22 protein-coding genes are annotated in these 22476 nt (G+C 61.0%); 15 read left to right on the top strand and 7 right to left on the bottom strand.

What is annotated here, in order from left to right; genetic code table 11:
* Positions 1–63 precede the first annotated feature (63 nt).
* Complete coding sequence (locus OW493_RS11290) at positions 64–1320, bottom strand: Xaa-Pro peptidase family protein (RefSeq protein WP_289864232.1); 1257 nt, start codon at positions 1318–1320, stop codon at positions 64–66.
* Between the two features lie 201 nt (positions 1321–1521).
* Between OW493_RS11290 and OW493_RS11285 the strand changes: the two genes are divergently transcribed.
* The 5 genes from OW493_RS11285 (at position 1522) to OW493_RS11265 (ending at position 5586) form a co-directional block, all read left to right on the top strand.
* Positions 1522–2436 carry a LysR substrate-binding domain-containing protein gene (locus OW493_RS11285; protein ID WP_043332762.1) on the top strand — a complete coding sequence of 305 codons (915 nt, stop codon included), beginning with the start codon at positions 1522–1524 and terminating at the stop codon, positions 2434–2436.
* Positions 2437–2581: 145 nt separating this feature from the next.
* Positions 2582–2986 (top strand): helix-turn-helix transcriptional regulator, encoded by a 405-nt coding sequence (locus OW493_RS11280; RefSeq protein ID WP_289864230.1) that lies wholly within the window; start codon positions 2582–2584, stop codon positions 2984–2986.
* Positions 2979–3410: an arsenate reductase (glutaredoxin) gene (gene arsC / locus OW493_RS11275; protein WP_289864229.1), complete on the top strand. Its 432-nt coding sequence runs from the start codon at positions 2979–2981 to the stop codon at positions 3408–3410. The genes OW493_RS11280 and arsC overlap by 8 nt, the downstream gene beginning before the upstream one ends.
* A gap of 66 nt (positions 3411–3476) precedes the next feature.
* The gene (arsH, locus tag OW493_RS11270; protein WP_153636846.1) at positions 3477–4211 is read left to right on the top strand and encodes an arsenical resistance protein ArsH; all 735 of its coding nucleotides are present in this window, start codon (positions 3477–3479) and stop codon (positions 4209–4211) included.
* A 61-nt stretch (positions 4212–4272) separates the two neighbouring features.
* Entirely contained in the window at positions 4273–5586 is a 1314-nt protein-coding gene (locus OW493_RS11265) for an arsenic transporter (RefSeq protein WP_289864228.1), read from the top strand.
* 146 nt (positions 5587–5732) lie between these two features.
* Here the strand turns inward: OW493_RS11265 and OW493_RS11260 are convergent, their stop codons facing one another.
* A complete protein-coding gene (locus OW493_RS11260) occupies positions 5733–6665 on the bottom strand; it encodes a LysR substrate-binding domain-containing protein (RefSeq protein WP_289864227.1) in 933 nt (310 codons plus the stop codon).
* 306 nt (positions 6666–6971) lie between these two features.
* On the opposite strand from OW493_RS11260, the gene putP reads away from it, so the two are divergent.
* Positions 6972–8456 (top strand): sodium/proline symporter PutP, encoded by a 1485-nt coding sequence (gene putP / locus OW493_RS11255; RefSeq protein WP_289864225.1) that lies wholly within the window; start codon positions 6972–6974, stop codon positions 8454–8456.
* Between the two features lie 96 nt (positions 8457–8552).
* Entirely contained in the window at positions 8553–9422 is an 870-nt protein-coding gene (locus OW493_RS11250; protein ID WP_289864223.1) for a DUF1989 domain-containing protein, read from the top strand.
* 92 nt (positions 9423–9514) lie between these two features.
* Here OW493_RS11250 and OW493_RS11245 read toward each other — a convergent pair whose 3' ends face one another.
* From OW493_RS11245 to OW493_RS11235, 3 genes are all read right to left on the bottom strand, one after another.
* Positions 9515–10165 (bottom strand): HD domain-containing phosphohydrolase, encoded by a 651-nt coding sequence (locus tag OW493_RS11245; protein WP_289864221.1) that lies wholly within the window; start codon positions 10163–10165, stop codon positions 9515–9517.
* 221 nt (positions 10166–10386) lie between these two features.
* Positions 10387–11289 (bottom strand): LysR family transcriptional regulator, encoded by a 903-nt coding sequence (locus OW493_RS11240; protein WP_077376882.1) that lies wholly within the window; start codon positions 11287–11289, stop codon positions 10387–10389.
* Between the two features lie 226 nt (positions 11290–11515).
* Positions 11516–13711 carry a TonB-dependent siderophore receptor gene (locus OW493_RS11235; protein WP_289864218.1) on the bottom strand — a complete coding sequence of 732 codons (2196 nt, stop codon included), beginning with the start codon at positions 13709–13711 and terminating at the stop codon, positions 11516–11518.
* 385 nt (positions 13712–14096) lie between these two features.
* On the opposite strand from OW493_RS11235, the gene OW493_RS11230 reads away from it, so the two are divergent.
* Both OW493_RS11230 and OW493_RS11225 read left to right on the top strand, forming a co-directional pair.
* Complete coding sequence (locus tag OW493_RS11230; RefSeq protein ID WP_289864216.1) at positions 14097–14618, top strand: TetR/AcrR family transcriptional regulator; 522 nt, start codon at positions 14097–14099, stop codon at positions 14616–14618.
* A gap of 74 nt (positions 14619–14692) precedes the next feature.
* A complete protein-coding gene (locus OW493_RS11225) occupies positions 14693–15193 on the top strand; it encodes a hypothetical protein (RefSeq protein WP_289864215.1) in 501 nt (166 codons plus the stop codon).
* Positions 15194–15243: 50 nt separating this feature from the next.
* Here the strand turns inward: OW493_RS11225 and yghU are convergent, their stop codons facing one another.
* Entirely contained in the window at positions 15244–16107 is an 864-nt protein-coding gene (gene yghU, locus OW493_RS11220) for a glutathione-dependent disulfide-bond oxidoreductase (RefSeq protein WP_289864213.1), read from the bottom strand.
* Between the two features lie 371 nt (positions 16108–16478).
* On the opposite strand from yghU, the gene OW493_RS11215 reads away from it, so the two are divergent.
* From OW493_RS11215 to OW493_RS17230, 4 genes are all read left to right on the top strand, one after another.
* Positions 16479–17048, top strand: a complete 570-nt coding sequence (locus OW493_RS11215; RefSeq protein WP_077376891.1) for a manganese efflux pump MntP family protein — start codon at positions 16479–16481, stop codon at positions 17046–17048.
* A gap of 183 nt (positions 17049–17231) precedes the next feature.
* Positions 17232–17771 (top strand): redoxin domain-containing protein, encoded by a 540-nt coding sequence (locus OW493_RS11210; protein ID WP_077376894.1) that lies wholly within the window; start codon positions 17232–17234, stop codon positions 17769–17771.
* Positions 17772–18217: 446 nt separating this feature from the next.
* Positions 18218–18667, top strand: a complete 450-nt coding sequence (locus OW493_RS11205; protein WP_289864212.1) for a DUF3455 domain-containing protein — start codon at positions 18218–18220, stop codon at positions 18665–18667.
* 323 nt (positions 18668–18990) lie between these two features.
* Positions 18991–19557 (top strand): Clp protease N-terminal domain-containing protein, encoded by a 567-nt coding sequence (locus OW493_RS17230; RefSeq protein WP_354670158.1) that lies wholly within the window; start codon positions 18991–18993, stop codon positions 19555–19557.
* Positions 19558–20091: 534 nt separating this feature from the next.
* On the opposite strand, the gene OW493_RS11195 is transcribed toward OW493_RS17230, so the two are convergent.
* Positions 20092–20664 carry an XRE family transcriptional regulator gene (locus OW493_RS11195; RefSeq protein ID WP_077376906.1) on the bottom strand — a complete coding sequence of 191 codons (573 nt, stop codon included), beginning with the start codon at positions 20662–20664 and terminating at the stop codon, positions 20092–20094.
* A gap of 144 nt (positions 20665–20808) precedes the next feature.
* Here OW493_RS11195 and rhtA point away from each other — a divergent pair, with 144 nt between their 5' ends.
* Together rhtA and OW493_RS11185 are read left to right on the top strand one after the other, a co-directional pair.
* Positions 20809–21702 carry a threonine/homoserine exporter RhtA gene (gene rhtA, locus OW493_RS11190; protein WP_289864209.1) on the top strand — a complete coding sequence of 298 codons (894 nt, stop codon included), beginning with the start codon at positions 20809–20811 and terminating at the stop codon, positions 21700–21702.
* Positions 21703–21791: 89 nt separating this feature from the next.
* Positions 21792–22331 (top strand): TspO/MBR family protein, encoded by a 540-nt coding sequence (locus tag OW493_RS11185; RefSeq protein WP_254696469.1) that lies wholly within the window; start codon positions 21792–21794, stop codon positions 22329–22331.
* Positions 22332–22476: the final 145 nt, after the last annotated feature.

Raw genomic sequence — 22476 nt, 5'->3', positions numbered from 1 at the left:
TGCAGACTGCGGGCCAAGGGGGAGCCATGGCGCTGCTTGATCAGCAGCGCCATCCTGAAATCATCAGTTCAACAAGGCTTCCTCGAACGGGAACTTGCTCAGGATCTCGAGGCCGTCTTCACGCATCACGCACTGCTCCTCAAGCTTGACGCCTTCCCCGGCTTCGGGGTCGCCGATATAGCTCTCGACGCAGAGCACCATGCCCGGCTCGATCACGCCGTCGTAGCCTGAGACGGCAAAGTCGGCATGGTGATACAGGTAGGGATATTCGCCGGTCATGCCACAGCCATGGGCAGAGAGGTAATAGCGGTTGGCATGGAAACGCTCGGGGATGTTCCAGGCCTTCTCGGAATATTCACGGAAGCTCATGCCGGGACGCAGGATGTCGAGATTGTGCTGTACCTGCTCATGGGCGGTGCGATACAGCAGCTTCTGGGTCTCGGTCGGCTTGTCAGGGCCGACGTGGAAGGTGCGCGAGAAGTCGGAGTAATAGCCGTGGCAGCCGACGACGTCAGTATCCAGTGCCACCAGCTCGTTGGCGGCCAGTCGCTTGGACGCGGTTTCCTGGAACCAGGGATAGGTGCGCGTGCCTGAGTTGAGCAGGCGAGTCTCACAGTAGTCGCCATTGTCAGCGATGATGGACTGATGCAGCACTGACCATAGCTCGTTCTCGGTGATGCCGGGGCGAATCGCTTCACGCAGACGTCCTACGCCGCGCTCGGTAGCACGCAGCGAGGCCACGACACACTTGAGTTCTTCGTCAGACTTGATGGCACGTGCACGCTCAAGCGGTGCCTGGGCATCGACGACGCGCGCGCCCAGACGATCAAAGGCGATGGCGGTCCCGGCATTCATGCGCTCCATGCCGATCACCGCTTTCAGACCGCACAGCTCGGTAATGGTCGCCAGCATCTCGCGCGCCCATTGCTGTTCACGCTCAGCGATATCGTGACCTGCCGCAACGAAACTGGCAGTCATGGCCGGGCGCACTTCGTCGATGGTTTCCAGGCCATCGGCGAGATGCTCACAGCCCGTGAATTCGAACAGCACGCTGCGATGCTGGGTCAGCAGCAGGTAACGCGCCGGAGTATTGCGAGCGCTGAAGACCTGCATGTTGCGCGCACCGCTGGCGTAGCGGATGTTGACCGGGTCCGAAATGATCAAGGCATCAACGCCCTGGGTGCTCATCTCTTCGCGCAGGCGATTCTGTCGATAACGACGCACGGCCACCAGGTCGATGCCTTCACTTTCAGGGGCATTGTCCTGAAGCTCCAGCGGGTGAAGATCACTACGGTCGGCATGCCAATCAAGTTCATTCATGTTTGCTACCCAGTCAGGTCACGGAGTGTCATGCTGATAGCCCGTGGTCATCTACGGAATACCCTATGCATCACGATGACATCAGTGTGGACCTGATAATTCTGGCTGTGTATAGCCTCAATCCTGATCAACCTTGATAACCTGAAGTCATCAAGCATTGACCTATGAGCCAACGTTACCCTCCTCGTCTCGGAGCCCTGCATGAAGAGCTTTCGTCATCGCCTGCCGCCTCTCAACAGCCTGCTGACCTTCGAGGCAGCCGCACGCCACGCCAACTTCACGCGTGCCGCCAGCGAATTGCATATCACCCAGGCTGCCGTCAGCCGTCAGATCGCCATCCTTGAGCATCACATCGATACCAAGCTGTTTCATCGCCATGGCAGACGCGTCTCTCTGACCGCAGCAGGACAGCAGTTGAGCCAGCGCCTGGCAACCAGTTTCGATTTCATGATCGACGCGCTGGAAAGCGTCAGCCGCCCTTCTCCCAATGCCCGCCTGACACTGGCCGCCAACAGCGCCATCTCACACCTATGGCTGGGGCCGATGTTGAATCGACTTCGCGCCACCCAGCCGACGCTTGCCAGTGGCCTGCGCCTGATCACTGCAGATCATCATCGCGACATCCTCACCGAGGATGTGGATCTCGCCATCTGCTATGACATGGCGCCGCATCCGGACTGGCAATTGACCCCTCTGTTCACCGAGACACTCTATCCAGTGGCGTCACCCGACTTCATCGCCGAGCTGCCACAAGGTGCCCGCGACTGCCGGGAGCTACCTCTGCTGGCGGCTCTGCCACTGCTCGACTACGAGCGCCTCGAACCCAACTGGATCAACTGGCCACGCTGGTTCAGTGGCATGGGCAAGCCGGGGCTGGCGCTCAATGTGCAACGTCAATTCACCAGCTACCACCTGGTGCTGGATGCCGCATTGGCCGGGCAAGGCGTCGCGCTGGGCAGTCATCAGCAAGTCAGTGCATTGGTGGCACGGGGACAGCTGGTGCGGCTGGGGACGCTGGAGTATTCCTCCGGCTGTGATTACTGGCTTGCGGCGCGTCTCGAGAGCCAGAACCCTCGCCAGGCAGCGTTGGCCAGCTGGCTGCATGAGCAGGTCTGAGTTGGCCAGCACGAATACTGATGCCTGGCAGCCCAAGATGGAGGGCTGAAGATCGAGAGCAGAGAGCAGACTTCCCATCCGCGGCACGCTGATCTATCATCGCACCATCGTCATTTCTACAAGTCTCGACATATGGACAGATTAAATGAATGACTCCGACAGCCTGCCCGACCCGCAGGCCACGCTGGACACCTTCGCGGCGCTGTCCCAGGCCACGCGTATGGACACGTTTCGACTGCTGGTCCGCCATGAGCCACAAGGCCTGCCTGCCGGCGAGATCGCACGGCGTCTCGAGGTGCCGCACAACACGCTCTCGACCCATCTGGGCGTATTGAGCCGCGCGGGGCTGATCCACTCCCAGCGCGAAGGCCGCTCGCTGATCTACCGCGCCAACCTCGAGCACATGCTCGCCACCGTGCAGTTTCTGATACGTGACTGCTGCGCGGGCTCCTCGGTGGTCTGCGATCCGTTGCTTGCCTCTCTCACCCTGCCCAACTGCGGTGACGCCCACACTCCCGGTACGTCGCAGGAGCCTGGCAACGATGACTGATTCCGTCCGTTCTTCCGGCAAGATCACGATGTATCACAACCCGGCCTGCGGTACGTCACGCAATGTGCTGGCCATGCTCAAGGCCTCCGGCGAAACACCGGAGGTGATCGAATATCTGGTCACGCCGCCGACGCGCGAAACGCTGGAATCACTGATTGCCGCCATGGGGGGCGGTCCGCGCCCGCTGCTGCGCCGCAAGGGCACGCCGTATGACGAGCTCAACCTGGATGACCCGGCCTTGAGCGATGCGGCGTTGATCGACACCATGATGGCCCACCCGATCCTGATCAATCGCCCCATCGTGGTCACGCCGCAGGCCACGCGCCTATGCCGCCCGTCGGAGGCGGTACTGGAGCTGCTGGACAACCCGGTCGCGCAATACACCAAGGAAGACGGCGACGTCGTCCACGCCCCCAGGACCTGAATCATGAACGCACACACTCCCGACACGTCTCACCTGCCGACAGGCGACACCATGACCAATGAACTCATGACCGATGAGATGAAAGCGGCACTGGCCGACCTGCCCAATATCGATGCCGAGCACTGGCGACCGCTGGAGATCGATCGTCTGGTCGGGCCGGATGCCCCGCGTCACGCGCCGCGCATTCTGGTGCTGTACGGCTCCCTGCGTGAGCGCTCCTTCTCGCGCTTCGCCGCCGAGGAAGCGGCGCGCCTGCTGCGTGCCTTCGGCGCCGAGGTGCGCCTCTACTCGCCGGCCGGCCTGCCATTGCCGGATGACTGCGAGGCCGATCATCCCAAGGTGCAGGAGCTGCGCGAGCTGGCCCAATGGTCCGAGGGCATGCTGTGGGCAAGCCCGGAGCGCCACGGCGCGATGACCTCGATCATGAAGGCACAGATCGACTGGATTCCCCTGTCACTGGGCGGCGTGCGCCCCACCCAGGGCAAGACGCTGGCCATCCTGCAGGTCAGTGGTGGTAGCCAGAGCTTCAACAGCGTCAACCAGCTGCGCATTCTGGGCCGCTGGATGCGCATGCTGACCATCCCCAACCAGTCATCCGTGCCCAAGGCCTTCAATGAATTCGACGAGCATGGCCGCATGCGCCTGTCGCCGCTGTATCTGCGCATCGTCGATGTCTGTGAAGAGCTGATGAAGTTCACCTGGATGAACCGCGACCGCAGCGCCTATCTGACCGAGCGCTACTCGGAGCGTGTCGAGAGCGCCGAAGAGGTCTCCCGACGCGTCAATCAGAGCACGATCTGACGCAGCCCATGGTCGCACACGCGGCTTCTCAATTACTCTTCACCCTCGACAAGGAGACGTCATGCTTGCCTTGGCAATCTTCGCCATCACGCTGGCACTGGTGATCTGGCAGCCACGCGGCCTGGGCATCGGCACCAGCGCCCTCGGCGGCGCCGTGGTCGCGCTGGCCTGTGGCGTGGTCAATCTGCCGGATGTGCTGGTGGTCTGGGATATCGTCTGGGACGCCACCTTCACCTTCGTGGCGCTGATCATCATCTCGCTGATCCTCGATGAGGCGGGCTTCTTCAGCTGGGCCGCACTGCATGTCGCGCGCTGGGGCGGCGGCAACGGACGCAAGCTGTTCCCGCTCATCGTGCTGCTGGGCGCGGTGATCGCGGCCTTCTTCGCCAATGATGGCGCGGCCCTTTTGCTGACGCCGATCGTGATCGCGATTCTGGTACGGCTGGAATTCTCGGCGGCGGCCTCGCTGGCCTTCATCATCGCCACCGGCTTCGTGGCCGACTCCACCAGCCTGCCGCTGGTGATCTCGAATCTGGTCAACATCGTCAGTGCCAACTACTTCGACATCTCCTTCACGCATTACGCCGCCGTGATGATGCCGGTCGATATGATCGCGCTGGTCGCCACTTTGATCGTGCTGTGGCTGATGTTCCGCAAGGAGCTGCCCTCGCACTACGCGCTGGAGAAGCTCGAGGCACCGTCGAGCGCCATCAAGGACCGCCAGGTATTCCGCGCGGCCTTCCCGCTGCTGGGGGTACTGCTGGTGTCCTACTTCGTGACCGCGCCGCTGGGTATCCCACTCGCGGTCGTCACCGGCAGCGCCGCGCTGATTCTGCTGGTCATCGCCGGGCGCTGGCTGGGCGCCGGTGATGCCGTGATCGAACTCGGCCCGGTGCTGCGCGGTGCGCCGTGGCAGATCGTGCTGTTCTCGGTGGGCATGTATCTGGTGGTCTACGGGCTGGGCAATGCCGGCTTGACCGACCACGCCAGCGACATCCTCGCCTGGCTTGCCAGCCAGGGCAGTCTGGTCGCGACTCTCGGCACCGGTGTGCTGGCCGCCGTCACCGCCTCGGTGATGAACAACATGCCGGCCACGCTGATCGGCGCGCTGGCCATCGACCACCTCACTGCGCAGCAGGTCAATGACGCGACGCGTGAGCTGATGATCTATGCCAACGTGATCGGCAATGATCTGGGGCCCAAGTTCACCCCGATCGGCAGTCTCGCCACACTACTGTGGCTGCATGTGCTCGATCAGAAAGGCCATCACATCAGCTGGGGGCAGTACATGAAGGTCGGTCTGGTGCTGACGCCGCCGGTGCTGATCACCGCCCTGCTCGGCCTGTGGGCCTGGTTGGGCGTGCTCAACGGCTGAGAGGCCGCCATCTCTTGGCCAAGGGCCATGGCTCAGTTCGCGACCCATGCCGTCATGACATGAGCACTTGTACAAGAAAGCCCCGCCGAATCCCGGCGGGGCTTTTGCGTTGCGTGCGTCATTGCCCGAGATAGAGATGTCCGCCGTCAGGGCTGGCGGCGGCTGACGATGACCCCGCTGTCGGCCGCTTCACCCTCGGCGGCGACCTGCGCGCGCATCCAGTCGCAGAATTGCTGCACGTGCCTGGCGGGCTGCGGGTGATGGAACAACCAGTAGGCACGCTGGCGGTTGGCGACCATCTCGAACAGGCATTCCAGGGTACCGTCCTCAAGCTCCTTGCGGATCAGGCGTGGCGGACACAGCGCGACCCCCTGCCCCGCGACCACCGCAGCACTCAGCAGACTGAAATCCTGATAGAGATCGCCCTTGTCCAGCTGAGAGGGATACAGGCCACAGTTGTTGAACCAGTCATGCCAGGGCTGGCGCGACTGATCGTGGATCAGCTCCAGCTTCAACAGGTCTGCCGGCTGGGTCGGGCGACGGTGATGCTCCAGATACAGAGGGCTGGCCACTGGCTGTGTGGCCCCCGAGAACAGCCGGAATCCCTGTACCGTCCTGGCGGGAAGTTCGTCCTGCCAGGTGATCATCACATCGACCTCCGGCAGCAGCCCCCGCGCACTGATGCCGGCATATTGCAGGCTGACCGCGATATCGGGGCATTGCTCGCGAAAGCTGTTGAGCCGCGGGATCAGCCAGCGCACCGCTACCGAGGGAAGACAGCTGACGCGCAGCTGGCGCCGCTGATGCACGCCTTGTGGGTCGACCTCGAATTCGGCCACCGACTGCTCGATTCTGGCAAAGCCGGCCTGCAGGCCATCGGCCAGTCGGCGTCCGGCGTGTGACAGCACCACGCCGCGTCCGGCCCGCTCCAGCAGACTGACCTCCAGCGTGGCCTCCAGGCGGCGTATCTGGTGACTCACCGCCGACTGGGTGATGTTGAGCTCATCCGCAGCCGCAGTGATGCTTCCCAGACGTGACACGACCTCGAAGGCATTGAGCGATGACAGACTGGGTCGCATGGGATGTCCTTGATGACTGGTCTGGCCGGGTGCCAGAAACTTAGTGCTTAGTGCTGAGTGCTGAGTGCTTTCGAGCAGAGCCCTGATGACAGAGCTCTGATCACAAAGCTCTGACGGCAAACCATGATATTGAGTCATAGGTTAAACGAAAAATGGTCAGTTTTCTGCAATCCACCTCATGGCTAAGGTGAAGGTGTCAGTGATATTGCCAGCTCCCCGCTGCTTGTTCCGCGCAAGCCTGCTGCAACACGACACCACTGGTGAACAATAACAAGACGCCTCGGCGTCACCATGAGGTCTCCTAGGATGAACTTACCTGTCCTGCTGTCGTTCGGGCTCTATCTGCTGCTGATGTTGGGCATCGGCATCTACTTCTATCGCATCACCCACAATCTGTCGGATTACATCCTCGGGGGACGCGGCTTGCCGCCAAGCGTCGCGGCCTTGAGTGCCGGCGCTTCCGATCTCAGCGGCTGGGCCCTGATGGGCCTGCCCGGCGCCATCTTCAGTGGTGGCCTCTCGCAAGCCTGGATCGCGGTATGGACCCTGGTCGGCGTCTACCTGAACTGGACCCTGGTCGCCGAGCGACTGCGCGTGTTCACCGAAGCGGCCGGCAATGCGCTGACGGTGCCGGATTATCTGGAAGCGCGTTTCGAAGATCGCTCGCGCGTACTGCGCACCCTGTCATCCGTGGTCATGCTGGTGTTCTTCACCTTCTATGTCTCGGCGGGTCTGGTCGGTGGTGCCGTGCTGTTCGAAGGTCTCTTCGACATCGATTACCGCGTCGCACTGTGGTTGGGCGCGCTGGTCATCGTCGGCTATACCTTCCTCGGTGGCTTCCTCGCCGCCTCATGGACCGACCTCATCCAGGGCCTGATGATGGCCGCCTCGCTGTGTGCCGTGGCTGCCATGACGGCAGTGGCGCTGTTTGGCGATGGCGCAGCCGCCCCAGCAGCGGCGCAGGATGTCGCCCCCATCGGTGGCCTGATGGAAGGCGTGACCTTCCTGGGCATGCTTTCGCTGGCCGGCTGGGCGATCGGCTACTGTGGCCAGCCACACGTCGTGGTGCGCTTCATGGCCGTGCGCAAGCGCGAAGATATCAAGGTGTCGCGGCGTATCGCCCTGCTGTGGTCCGCCATCACCATGGCGGCTGCAGTATCAGTGGGCGTGCTAGGTTACTACTGGTTCGGCGGTGAGCTAGGTGGCGGTCTCACGGACAGCGAGCGTGTCTTCATCTCCCTGAGCCAGATCATGCTCAACCCCTGGGTGGCAGGCTTCATTCTGGCCGGTGTCCTGGCCGCGATCATGAGCACCGTCGATTCCCAGCTGCTGGTCTGCTCCAGCGCCATCGCCGAAGACATCTATCGTGGCCTGATTCGCCCCCAAGCGACGCAGAAGGAGCTGGTCTGGCTGAGCCGTGCCAGCGTGATCGGCATCGCACTGCTCGCCACCGTGATGGGCAGCGAGCGTGACAGCAGCATCCTGGGCCTGGTGTCCTACGCCTGGGGTGGCTTCGGCGCCGCCTTTGGTCCCGTCATCCTGCTGTCACTGTTCTGGCGTGGCATGACCCGCAACGGCGCCATCGCCGGCCTGCTGGTCGGTGCCCTTACCGTCGCGATCTGGAAGCCGCTGAGCGGCGGCCCGCTGGAGATATTCGACATGTTCGAAGTCGTGCCCGGCTTCCTGTTCGCCCTGATCGCCGTCGTCATCGTCAGCCGCATGCACGCAGAATCCGCTGCCAGCGCCTGCTTCGACCGTCTGATGAAGCACTGGCGACGCGAGGCAACATGAGCGAGTTCATGAGTGACATACCTGACCACTGCGGTCTTCCAGGGGATCGCAACCATCGCCATACCGACCCTGTTTCGTTTCACGAGGAGTCTTGCCATGAGTAATGTTTCTGCCGCCTATCAAGCGACCAAAGGTTCGATTCTGGACGTCGATCGCGACTTCTACGACAGCCTCACCGAAGGCAAGGCTGAGCGCACCCTGGTCGCGACCCATACCGTGCCGCTGCGCGATGGCCTGGCGTGGGAAGTGCCGGCGGGCCACGTGCTGCGCATCAAGATCACCGAGGGTTCACAGGTCGGCGATTTCAACATGTGGAACCTGCACAACCCGCGTGAGCGCATGTGGGCGTCTCGCACCCGCCAGCTGCAGCGCGCGCATGTCAGCACCTATGATCGCCTGTGGTCCACATTGCCCTACCTGCGCCCGATGGCGACCATCATCGATGACACCCTCGCCGACTATGGCGTCGATGCAGAAGGCGGTCGCGTGCATGACCTGCTGGGCACGCGCTGCGATCCCTACGTCAATCGCCTGCTGACCGGCGAGGACTTCGATCACCACTGCCATTCCAATCTGGTCCGCGCGGTGGCGCCCTGGGGCCTGACCGAATTCGATATCCACGATGTGCTCAACATCTTCCAGTGCACCGGCCTCAACAACGAAGACAAGTACTTCATGAAGGCCTGCCCGGCTCGCAAGGGCGATTACCTGGAGTTCTTTGCCGAGACGGACCTGCTGTGCGCGATGTCCTGCTGCCCGGGTGGCGATCTGTCTGTGGACCTGTGGGGCCCTGATGCGCGTGACCCGCTGGAGACCTGCAACCCGCTGGGTGTCGAGATCTACCAGCTGGAAGGCGACGTTCTCGCAGGCTGGGAGTCGCCCAAGGTCGCGGCCTATGCCGGCAATCATGGCCGCCGCAATCCAACTACTGACTGGGCCGCCATCAAGCGTGAGCGCTGCTGTTGATGACGCATTGCTCGCATGGCACTTAACTTCAAAGGCCCCTGTCATGAACATCGACAGGGGCCTTTGAATGTCCCGGAGAGACATCACCACGCTCAATCACTTCGTGTCTGATCAAGCAACTGATGATGCACCGCGAGCAGTTCCTTCCAGAGGGGTGAGAGGCGACCGGTCAACTGCGGGTCGAACTGACGCCCGGCCTGGGCAACGAACAAGGCGATCAATCTGTCCAGCGGCCATCCCGCCTTGTAGGCCCGAGGAGACGCCAATGCATCAAAGACATCCATGAGCGCGACCACTCGGCAATGCAAGGGCAGTGCCTTCGTCATGATCTGGCCAGGGTAGCCAGAGCCATCCCAGCATTCGTGATGCCCTACCGCAATCTCGATACTCAGCGTACGCAGCGGTTCCCCTAGCGTGTCGAGCAGCAGGCCACCTTCACTCGCATGGCACTGCATCAGGCAGCGCTCCTCTGGTATCAGCGCTCGTGGCGCCTGCAGTAACTCGCGAGGGATAGAGAGCTTGCCGATATCATGCAGCAGCGCCGCATGGTGCAGTGCCTGCAAGGAAAGACTGCGCGCCTGCGGGTCGAGCAGCCTGGCATAGAGCGAGGCCGAAAGCCCTGCCACCCGCCAGGAATGCGCCAGGGTGTCAGCATCATGTCGGTACAGCCGTTCCAACAGGTCAAGCGCCTCCGGCGCGAGCGTCGCTACACCGTAGGGCGGTTGATAAAGGTAATTCGGCAAGTGGCGCATTCAGACTGACAACGCACTGGCCAATGCAGCGATCAGGTTCATGAGCGACTCCCTGTCAGATTGATCCCACCTGGAAACTCCGTGACTTGCCGCCAGCACATCGCGCACGCAATGCGTGAATCCCCAGCGGTTTCCCACTGAAGGCCGACATTCACGGGAGCATCGTCCTCCTAATCAACTCAGTATGACTCACGTGGTAATGAAGCACACAATCAGGCATTGCGCTCATCAAACCAGGTGACCAGATGTTCGATCAGACGCATGGTACGCAGCGGACGATGGCGCTCACGATGGTAGATCAATGACAACGGCACATCCGCCGGCTGCCAATCCTGCAGGATTTCCTTGAGCTCACCGCTTGCGATGGCGTCATCACAGTAGAGTCTGGGCACGCGAATGATGCCGTTGCCGGCCAGGGCACCACTGACCAGCACATGCCCGTTGCGACACTGCAACTGGGCACTGATATCCACCTGTGTCTCGCTTTTCGGGTCATGTCGGGCGCGAAAGCTCCAGCGCGCGACCGAGCCCACCAGGCAGCGGTGAGCCTGCAGGCCACCGGGAGTTTGCGGTGAGCCATGCCGCGAAAGATAGTCAGGACTCGCCACGACCACATAGGACAGAGTCGCCAGCGGACGGGCAATGAAATCGGCATCCTCGAGTGCACCCATGCGCAGGGCGATATCGAAGTCATCGCGAATCAGATTCACGCGATGACTGCTGAAATCCAGTTCGATCTCGACCTCCGGCCAGGCCTGCATGAAGGCGTGAACGGCTGGCCCCAGCAGACGCTCGCCGATTGGGCCCCCGACACTGTTGAGCCGAATCCGACCGCGCATGGCGTTACGCTCTTCACGCACCAGCGTCACGATCTGCGCCATGTCGCCCAGCGCACTACGACATTGCGCGTGGAGAAGATGACCACTCTCGGTGAGCCGCAACGAGCGAGTGGAACGCTGCATCAAAGTCACGCCCAGCAGCTTCTCCAGCGCGGTGACCTGCTTGGACACCTGTGAACGCGATACGCCCAACGTCTCGGCGGCCCGGGTGAAACTGCCGTGATCCGCTGTCATGACAAAGGCACGGATATCGGCAAGGGGAAGCGAGTCGAGCATGTGAAGCTCTCCGGACAGTAGTGACATCGAATGAAGGCAGAGACCCTCGAGACGTCAGTCTATCAGCCAATCCGATTGAATCAGCGGCAGGACCCGATACGTCAGGCCCCGATGTCGAGTCGTCGCAACGCATCAGGGGCGCATTGGAGCGCCCCTGGTCCACGACAGTTGCCTGTCGTCCCCTCTTCATAAAGAGCAATCAGCTCATAAAGAGCAATCAGCGGTGTTACCAGCCCACGCTGGCCGACAGGGTAATTTCCATCGGATCGCCCACCAGTACGCGCGTGTCACCGCCACTGCCGTAGTAATAGGCGGTATCGAACAGATTCTTCGCATTGAGCTTGAATTCGGTGTCCGGACCGAAGAAGTCATGACGCCAGCCGACGAAGGCATCCGCCACGGTGTAGGCCCCCATCGAGAAGCTATTGTCGTCGTCACCTTCACGCTCACCGACGTAGCGCACGCCACCGCCGACACGCCACTCGCCGTAGGATGGATCAATCGCCAGATCATGTGCCAGATAGAGGCTGGCCGCGTTGAGCGCCGCATTCGGCAGACGATTGCCCTCGGTGCCTTCGGTATCCTCCAGCACTTCGGTATCGGTGTAGGCATAGCTGAACAGCAAGGAAGTACGATCCGTCAGGGCGCCTTCGAGGCTGAACTCCAGGCCTTGCGAGCCGGCTTCACCGATGGTGCGCGTGGTGCCGTTGTCCGTCACCGCCACGTTTTCCTTGCGGATCTGATAGAGCGCCACAGACGTCGCCAGACGCGGATTCCACTGACGCTTGTAACCGATCTCATAGCCCTTGCCGAGCTCAGGGTCGAGGCTCTCGCCACTGTCGCTGTCGCTGCCGTTGGGCACAAAGGATTCGCTGTAGCTGAGGTACGCGGAGCTGGCATCGTCGATGCGATACAGCAGGTTCGCGGAGGGCAGGAACAGATCGTCGCTGTAATCGGGGTCAGATACGAAATCCTCGCCCTGCCCGCTCTGCTGATCAAACCAGGTGTAGCGCCCGCCAAGGCCCAGAATCCACTTGTCACTCAGATACCAGCGGTCGCTGACATAGACCCCGATGGCCTGGCTCTCGTCGAGACGATTGCTGCGCGAGGTGTTGATGTCGTCGGAGGTCACCTGGGCCAGCTGGCCGTGATTCACGTCGGTGACGGTGGAGACCGTGACGGAGTCGCCGAAATAGCGCTCGTCGAGATAGTCGCGGGTGGTCTCATAATCGGCACCGATGACCAGCTGGTGACGCTGCCCGGCTATCTCGACATCACCCATGGCGTCCAGCGCCGTGTAGTGCTCGCTGCGTTCATAGCCCTGGTTCTCTTCGGCGCGCACGGTCACATCACCGCTATCGCTGACATTCGTGACGTTGGCGCGCGCATCGCTGTACTGACGACGCGTCCAGCCATAGGTCAGCTTCATGTCCCAGTTGTCGGTGACTTCCTGCTTCCACCAGGCATTGACGGACTCGTCATGGCCATAGACGCGGTTCCAGGATTCATCGAAACGCGTGCCACGCGTGACGTTGGCGGCGCTGCCGTTGTAGAAGACGGTGCCACGATCGATATCCAGCTCGTAGTCCTGATACTCGTAGCTGATCTGGGCGCTGCTGTGCTCGCCCTCCCAACGCAAGGACGGGGCGATGGTGGTGCGGCGGTCATTGCCGTACTCGCGCCAGGAGTCTTCATCCTCATGCGAGAGGATGAAGCGATAGGCCAGGCCGGTATCCTCGATGGGACCGGTGGTGTCCAGGGTGGTATTGCCACCGCCGAAGGAGCTGACTTCACCGCTGATCTCGGTGTGCGTCTCGTACTGCGGACGCTTGGTGACCATGTTGATCACGCCGCCGGGGTTCTGCTGGCCCTGGAAGAGCGATGACGGCCCCTTGAGGACTTCGACGCGGTCCACCGTCGCCGTGGTGTAGGTACGGCGCGGCTGACGGATGCCATCGATCAGCATCGAGCCATCGCTGTTGCTGCCGAAGCCTCGCTTGACGAAGCCATCCTCGGTGCCCCCCAGCGTATTGCCCAGCTGAATGCCAGCCACCGGCTGCAGCGACTCTTCCAGGTCATCGAGATTGAAGTCGTGCATGACCTGCCGGGTCACCACATTGATGGTGCGGGCCTGCTCGAGAAACTCCACCGACTGCTTGTTGGCAAGGCTTGAGGCCTCTGCACGGTAACTGCCCGGCGCCACTTCCGATTCCCGCTGGCCGGTGACCACCATCACCGAGCTTGCGACTGCCGAGGCGTCCTGCGCCGACTCACCTGCCGCCAGTGTGGTACTCGGCAATGCCATGAGGCTGAAGACCAGACAGGAAAATGGCCCCTTGCTCTTGCTGACGGTGCTCTTGCTGACGGTGCTCTTGCTGACGGTATTCTTGTTGACGACGTGGTTGCGAGAATGACTTGGCACCTGGAACCCTTCTATGTGATGTGCCAGCGTCCTGCTGAATCAACATCTCGCCCTGTATTCGACAGAGCATGGCCATGACTGACGCCCCCTGCGCCAGCAAATTGAGCGCGAATGATAATCTTTACCATAAAGTGTCGCAACGTTATCTCGAGAATCCAGCCAGCAGGTGGCCGAAATCATCGCCATTGGTCGTGATGAAAGCAGTCTCTTGCGCTCAAGGGGCAAGATGACGCTCCTCATTGAGGAGCACTCGTGGGTCGCCGAGCCATCAAAGGGGGTGACGAGCGGGACAATGCTGCAGGACATTGACACAGGGAGAATGAGCGCTCTACCCTGTAGAGGTAGAATAAACGCTCTCCCTGAAATCTTCGACGATGGTCCTTCCATGATTCAGCACGACATCGCCGCTCGCCTGGAAGCCCTCTTCAGCCAGCGTGGCTTCGCAGAACCCAGTGTGTCAGAGCTCAAGGCTGCCTCTGGCGTGAGCCTACGCACCCTCTACCGACATTTTCCTTCCAAGGAAAGCATGGTGATTGGGGCCTTGCAGCATCGCCATGAGCGCTACCTCGCCTTTCTTGAGGACGAGGTGCCCAGCGATGGCGCCGCTGCGCTCAGCCATCTTTACCGACGACTGGGCCACTGGATGAAGCACGAAGCCCCCAATGGCTGCATGTCGATCAATGCGTTGGCGGCCTTCCCTGACAACCGTGACGTCAGTGATGCCGTCACCCGTCACAAGCGGGAAACCCTCCATTGGCTTGGCACGCGCAGTCGCCGGGAAGATCTCGCCAACGAATTGTTCCTGATTCATGAAGGGGCATCGTCGGCCTGGCTGGTACTGGGCGACACAGCGATCGAAGCGGCACTTTCCACCACCCTCACCCTCCTGGGAGAACCTCGCAAATGAGCGCTGTATCCACACGCCATGACACCATGCACGGTATCTAACTGACCGGCCACGGCGGCCCGGAGGTGCTGGAAGTGCGCGACGACATCCCCCGGCCGGTTCCCGGCCCGCGCGACGTACTGGTGCGCGTCGGGGCTGCTGGCGCCAACAATACCGACATCAACACACGCCTGGCGTGGTACTCCAAGGGCGATGGCGGCTTCGCCGAATACACCAAGGTGGCAGCACGCCATGCACACCCCATCAAGAGCGCACTGAGCGATTTGGAACTGGCCTCATTCCCATGTTCCTACTCCACCGCCGAGAACCTGCTGACACGCACGCAGCTTGCCAAGGGGGAACGCGTGTTGATCACCGGCGCCTCAGGGGGCGTCGGCTCTGCAGCCGTTCAGCTCGCCAAGGCACGTGGTGCTCATGTGATCGCCATCACCAGCGCTGCCAAGGCAGAGTCGCTGCCCAGGCCGTCTTCCAGCAGAAAGGTCATGTGGGCAAGGTCGTGCTCAAGGTTTGCCAGGACTGAGTCAGTTTCGATGGCCAGAATGCAAAAGGGCTACCCGATGGGTAGCCCTTTTTGATTGCCAGACAGCGGCAACTTCACAAGACATTAGACATTGGGTCTTGAGGGTCAGTCGGCGCGCTTGTCTTCGGTATTGGTGTCGAAGTCACTCGCCGAATGGCGTTCGATCAGCTGCTCATGCGGCTCCCCCCAGAAACGATTGACCATGCGACCCCGCTTGACCGCAGGACGCTCGGCAATCGACTTGGCCCAGCGCTGCACATGGGGGTAGTCCTGCACGGAAAGGAACTCGGCAGCGTCATAGAGCTTGCCCTCGGCAAGCGCGCCATACCAGGCATAGATGGCGATGTCCGCGATGCTGTATTCATCACCCGCGATGTAGCCATTGTCAGCCAGCTGACGATCCAGCACGTCCAATTGACGCTTGGTCTCCATCGCGAAACGGTTGATCGGATACTCCATCTTCTCCGGGGCGTAGGCATAGAAGTGGCCAAAGCCTCCACCCAGATACGGCGCGGAGCCCATCTGCCAGAACAGCCAGTTCATGACCTCGACCCGCTTGGCCGGCTCCTTGGGGATGAGCGCGCCGAACTTGTCCGCAAGATGCAGCAGGATGGAACCGGACTCGAAGACACGCACAGGCGTGTCGCCACTTCTATCCATCAGCGCGGGAATCTTCGAATTGGGATTGATCGCGACGAAGTCACTGCCGAACTGATCGCCATCACCGATGCGGATCGGCCAGGCATCATATTCCGCACCGGAATGTCCGAGCGCCAGCAGCTCCTCGAACATGATGGTGGCCTTCACACCGTTCGGTGTCGCCATGGAGTAGAGCTGGAAGGGATGCTCCCCGACCGGCAGCTCCTGGTCATGCGTCGGTCCGGCAATAGGCCGATTGGTGCTGGCAAACTTGCCGCCACTTTCACTTTCCCATGTCCAGACCTTGGGTGGCTGATAGCTGTCGCTCATACCCTTGACTCCTTGGCATCCTGTTGAAGCTTCAAGACTTCGATGGCGTCAGAAACGTCGGTGTTGTGGCGCTCTGACTCGGTAGCCCAGTTATGACGGTCAGACGCTTGTGACACAAGGGGATGAAACGACGAAAGTTTGTTGCTAACATGCCACCAGTTTTTGGGGAGTAGCCCGCTCTCGTTACCCAACGAGAGTCTCGGTTGTCAACATGGTCGGCAGGCATTGCCGTGGCACCGAGGACCCACCTATCCAGATCATGCCCATGATCGGTCAGGACAAGGTTCGGCGAGACCAATGACAGTCAGACGCTTCCGGCCGGTGGTGTCTCGCTGTTATTGACTCGTAACCGGCCTGGAACTTCCTGACACATGCCTTTGCTATCGACATTCCTGCTCGCCTTTTCCATGTCCTGCGACGCCTTCGCTGCTGCCTTGTGCAAGGGTGCGGCCATTCGACGGCCGTCCCTGAAAGATGCCCTGCGCATCGGCCTCATCTTTGGCGTCATCGAAGCCATCACCCCCATGATCGGGTGGTTGATCGGTCGCTCATTGGCCGTCTACGTCGAACAGTGGGACCACTGGATCGCCTTCGCTCTGCTGTTGCTGCTCGGTCTCCACATGATTCATGAGGGGCTCTCCAAGGACGAGGAAGATGAGGATTGCAGCACGCCGCAATCGTTGCCCCGCCTGATGCTGACTGGCCTTTCCACCAGCATCGATGCCATGGCCGTCGGTGCCGGGCTTGCCTTTGCTGGCGTGAATATCATCACCACTGCGCTGGCGATCGGCACCGCCACCTTCGTGATGGCCACCACCGGTGTGATGCTCGGGGGCGTATTGGGCAAGATGGTCGGCAAGCGCGCGGAAATCATCGGTGGACTGGTGTTGATCGGCATCGGCACGACCATCCTGCTGGAACACACCGGCTATCTTGGCTAAGGCTTTCCCCAGCAGGCCAGAGCCCCCAGCAAGGGGGCTCTGGCCCGACCAGTCCCTGCCCCTGGCGATGGATGCATCTTCGCGTTCCGCCAAGGGCCCCTTGAAAACCCTGACAATGGCGTCATTCAAGGGGGACATGTGGCGTATCGCACATCTTGATATCCAACAGGGGAGCCAGATTGCATGTATACACGCAAGCTTCATCCAGGTAGTGAATTTCCGGCCATCCAGGTCCAGCGCCACGATGGCGAAACCCTGACGCTCGGCAAGCCCCAGGGGGAGCATGATTGGCAACTGGTGGTCGTCTATCGCGGCAAGCATTGCCCGATCTGCACCAAGTTCCTCAACAAGCTGACGGAATATCGTGAGCGCTTCAGCGCACAAGGCGTGGATCTCGTCGCCGTCTCTGCCGACAGCCAGCAGCAGCTGAACGAGCACCTCGAATCTCTGGATCTCAATTTCCCGATTGCCGGTGGCCTGACGGTAGAGCAGATGGAAACGCTGGGGCTGTTCATCTCCACGCCACGCAGCGAGAAGGAAACCGATCACGATTTCCCGGAGCCGGCCTTCTTCATCGTCAATGGCGAAGGCAAGGTCCAGATCGAAGAAGTCGCCAATGCGCCCTTCGTACGTCCTGACCTGGACACGCTCATCGGGGGTATCGAGTTCATCCGCAAGCCGGACAACCACTACCCGATTCGCGGCACCCGCGATTACGGCTGAACCTTTCAGGGTTCAGGTCGCGCAGGAAAGACGCCCCGCAGCCTTGGTGCTGCGGGGCGGCTTTGTATCAGGGCCTTCAAACTTGCCCTGTATCGTTCATCACTCTTTCCTCTTTCTTTCGGCTTCCTTTCGGCTTCCTTTCGTCTTCCTTTCACCACTCTCTCCTTCCCCCTCCCTTCTTTGATCATCCCGCTCTTACCTCAATCTGTCCTTGCCTCACTCCGCCTGACAAGCCAGAAACGCACCTCGAATAGAAAGCACGAAAAATCTTGATCCCGTGACATCCAGACGGGAAAGGCCAGCGTTATGAGCAGTGCAAGGGAGACAACGACACACCTGCAACCGCTAGCTGAACCTTATCTGTCTACGGAGTCGTCAAGATGAAAACAATCGCCTGTATCTCTGGTATTTTCGCTGCCCTCGCATTGAGCCCGCTGGCTCAAGCCATGGAAGTTCCCGAAAGCGTCACGGTGCCGAAAGGCAATGACGTCGCCATGGAAACCGTTGGCGTCGGCAAGATCAAATGGGCCTGTGAAGCAAAGGATGATGGCACCATGGGCTGGGTCTTCAAGGGTCCGGATGCCGCGCTGAATGATGCTGATGGCAAGCAGGTCGGCAAATACTATGGTCCGCCCGCCACCTGGGAATCCATGGATGGCTCCAAGATCACCGGCACACAGCTGGCGGTTGAGCCCAACGGCAAGGGCAATATTCCGCTGCAGCTGGTCGAGGCCAATCCGGCCGAAGGTGAAGGGCATATGCAGGGCGTCACCTATGTGCAGCGCCTCAATACCCAGGGCGGTGCCGCTCCTGAGATGGCCTGTGATGACGCCCACAAGGACAAGGTCGAAATCGTGATGTACCAGGCCGATTATCTGTTCTACAAGGCCATGTGATCTTGAGCCAGAGATAAAGAAGATTCACCACTCGATGTCGTGTGACAGAGCGCATTGACACAGAGAAGGTGAGATCATGAAAAGCCCCGACATGCAGAAGCATGTCGGGGCTTTGTCGTTATCAATCCCGACAGAGGATGGATGATTTCGGCTGGATTTTTTGATCAGTCCCGTCTGGCGATCACGACGTCATGGCGAAGACAGACAGTCTGCCATTCAAGTGCAAAAGCCGTGAGTCTGATTCTCCCAGGCAGTGAGAAAGCTTCTGAGTCGGCGAGCTGCCGTCAGACCAGCGCCAGCATCGTATAGGGCGCTTCACAGGAATGGCGCTCGTCGCGTTCATCCACACTGCCCAGCTCGTGGTTGCGATCATTGTCATAGACCACGAAGAGCCGTTCGCGATCCAGTACCGCAAGCCCTTCTGCCTTGTGCTCGAACTCCAGCACACGGCCATCCTCATGCGTCACCAGCGTCGGAGGTTTCCCGGCGTGGAAGTCCGCCAGCGACAGCACCCACAGATATCCCCCGATCACCTCCTCATTGCCCTGCTCGGTCTCGAAGCTGGTCACCAGATAGAGGCGTGCGTGATAGGGGTCATATTCCAGGCTAGAAAGACCGCACTCGTGATCCACGCCGTCATACTCGGCCGGGTCGAAGGCATAGACATCGTGAAGGTCCTCGATGAACTCGATGTTGTCGCTGTCGGTCATCGCATAGCGCGCCCCGATGACCCGACGCACATACGCGAAATCATCATGCGAATTGCCTTGTTCCCGCACCCCGAACAGGATCAACCCATCGCCCCTGTCACTCGGGACGACCGCCAGCCCTTCAATCTTGTAGTACGGCTGGCCAATGGCCGTTTCAAGCTTCTGACGAAACTCCAGTGAGCCCTCGACCCCGTCACGCGGGTCCGGGTCGACCACCTGTACCTTGTCGGGTTCGCCCAGCGGCCAGATCAACAGGTGGTTGTAGGCATTGAGGGCATGGCTCTCGCTGTCGATGCGATCAAACCCGGTAGTCGCCAACATGTGACGCCCATCGGTGGTCAGCGCGAAGTCTTCATACTTGACCGCCTGACGAATCAGCGGGGTGGTCAGATACTCAAGCTGGCTATCATCCGGCCCGCTGGAATCCAGCGGCAATGAGAAGACGGCTGAACGCCCCTCGCCCGGAATCGGCTTGTCACTCGCCATCAACAATCGCTCACCGTCATAGGCCACGGCGGAAATCTCGGCATTCACCAGCTTGCCATCCTCATCCTTCAAGCCTGCCGGAAAACAATGGATCGTGCCCTGTTGCGTGATACGTACCTTCGCCATCCGTTGCTCCTCGAAACGAAACATCATGACAATGGGACAGGCCAGGCTGGATTGAGTTCGGGTCGAACACTGCAAGCTTGAGAGGCCATGGCCCGGCAGCAATCAATGCATCACATTGCGAATGAAGCGCAGCATGTCAGTGCCGGTGTTGCGGTAGGCATAAGCCTGGTCACTGGGATAGACATGAAAATCGCCGGCGCGAATGACGATGTCCTCGCGTTCCAGCGTCAATGTCAGCTCTCCCTGGGTGACCACCAGCATCTCGTGCCAGCCGGCATCATCCGGGGCGGAGTCGTAACGCTCACCGGGGGCCAGAGTCCAGCTCCATAACTCGACTTCCTGTGTGGCCGGCTTGCTGGCCAGCAGTACGGCTCGGCTCTCTGGTGCCTTCCCGACCCAGGCCACCTCATTGATACGTGCCGAATCCTCGCTTTCCGGGGGCTGCACCAGCGCGTAGAAGAGCACCCCGAGCGCCTCGGCGAGCTTGTCGAGCGTGCCGAGGCTCACATTGACGTCACCCTTCTCGATGTTCACCAGCATCCGCCGACTGATCTCGGCCTGATCCGCGAGTGCCTGCTGGCTCAGCTCGGCCGCCAGCCGCAGGCGGCGGACGTTGGCCGCGACGTGAACCAGTACATCAGGTCTCTGATTTTCGTTGTGCAATATAATGCGCATCCGTACAATCTTGCCGACGACGAGGAAGTGGGGGCATAACGCCCGGCCGCCTCCTCCCTTGCTACCTCACTGCCCACGAATCATGCCGCATGTGTGGCTGACTGACCATGCCCATCACCCACTGGATCACTCAAGGAGACTCCCATGTCCGTTGCTGTCGCAGCCTCCTCTTCTCGTCTGTGGCCTGTCGCCATATTGCTGGTCGCCATGTGCTCGATCCAGAGCGGTGCTTCGCTGGCCACTTCCCTGTTCCCGATGATCGGTGCCGCTGGCGCGACGGCGATTCGTCTGATCATCGCCTCCGTTCTGCTGCTGGCCATTCTGCGCCCATGGCGCAAGGCAGTGACACGCAAGGCCTGGAAGTCCATCACCCTCTATGGCGTGGCGCTGGGCGTGATGAACCTGCTGTTCTACCAGGCCCTCAAGACGGTGCCGCTGGGTATCGCCGTGGCACTGGAATTCACCGGCCCGCTGGCCGTGGCATTGTTGAGCTCGCGTCGTTGGCTCGACCTGGGCTGGGTCGCGCTGGCCATCATCGGACTGGTACTGCTGTTGTTGCTGGGCGAGGACACCGCTGCGCCGATCGACCCCGTCGGTGCCGCCTTCGCCCTCGGTGCCGGCGTGTGCTGGGCGCTCTACATCCTGTTCGGCCAGAAGGCCGGGGCAGGCAACGGTACTCAGAGTGCTGCGTTGGGCATCACGATCGCGGCGGTGGTGGTCGCACCCATCGGCGTGATGGAGGCGGGCAGCGCCATGTTCTCACTCGAGATATTGCCGCTGGCCTTGGCCGTCGCCGTGCTCTCGACCGCCCTGCCCTATACGCTCGAGATGATCGCTCTACCGCGCCTGCCCACTCATACCTTCGGCACCCTGATGAGTCTGGAGCCGGCCGTGGCGGCGCTGTCCGGGCTACTGTTCCTCGGCCAGACACTGGGCCTACTTCAATGGCTTGCCATTGGACTGGTGATCACCGCCTCGGTTGGCACGACGCTGACCGGTCGCCGCACGGACGTCTTCGACGCCCCGATACCGGACTGAACAACGTGTGAGTCATGGTCGTTTCTCATGGCCCAGCGTGGTATATCGTTCTTTCCTTCATCACGTCCCATGAAAGCAGGAGGCAGCCGATGACCTTGCAGCGTTCACCGTCCTCACCCCCCACCGCCCTGCGCGCCACCGTGCAGATGGGAATCTGGTTCGGGCTGAGCTTTCTCACTGCCGCCATCGGTGCACTGGCTTCGGTAGATGCCAAGGCCTTCTACGCAAGCCTCACTCAGCCCGCCTGGGCACCTCCGGCAGGCGCCTTCGGACCGGTCTGGACGGCGCTCTTCGTGATGATGGCACTCGCCGCCTGGCGGGTCGCGCGCGACGGTCTGCATGCCAGCAACGGTTTCCGCTCGCGCCATCGTCTGGCGCTCGGACTCTTCGTGGTGCAACTGATCGTCAATGCCCTGTGGAGCTGGCTGTTCTTTGCCTGGCATCTCGGTCAGGCGGCCTTCATCGATGTGCTGGTGCTGTGGACGCTGATCGCCGTCACCCTGTTCACCTTCTGGCGCATCAATCGCTTCGCCGGGCTGTTGATGCTGCCCTATCTGGCATGGGTGACGCTGGCCAGTGCGCTGACCTGGTCCGTCTGGCAAGCCAACCCCGCCTTGCTGGGGAGCTGAGCGCTGCGCACCGTGAGCCTCTCGCCCTGACGAACACACCGGATACGCCAACGCCCGGCCGACACTCTGCAGGAGTCTTGGCCGGGCGTTGGCGTATGAAGCACTGTCTTTTGAATCGTCCTCTTGCTGTCGCGACCCTGCCGCC

This window comes from Cobetia sp. 14N.309.X.WAT.E.A4 (assembly GCF_030397495.1).
In the GTDB taxonomy this organism is placed as follows: Bacteria; Pseudomonadota; Gammaproteobacteria; order Pseudomonadales; family Halomonadaceae; genus Cobetia; species Cobetia marina.
Note: the sequence above shows the minus strand (reverse complement) of the source record. Positions and strands in the feature narration are given on the sequence as shown.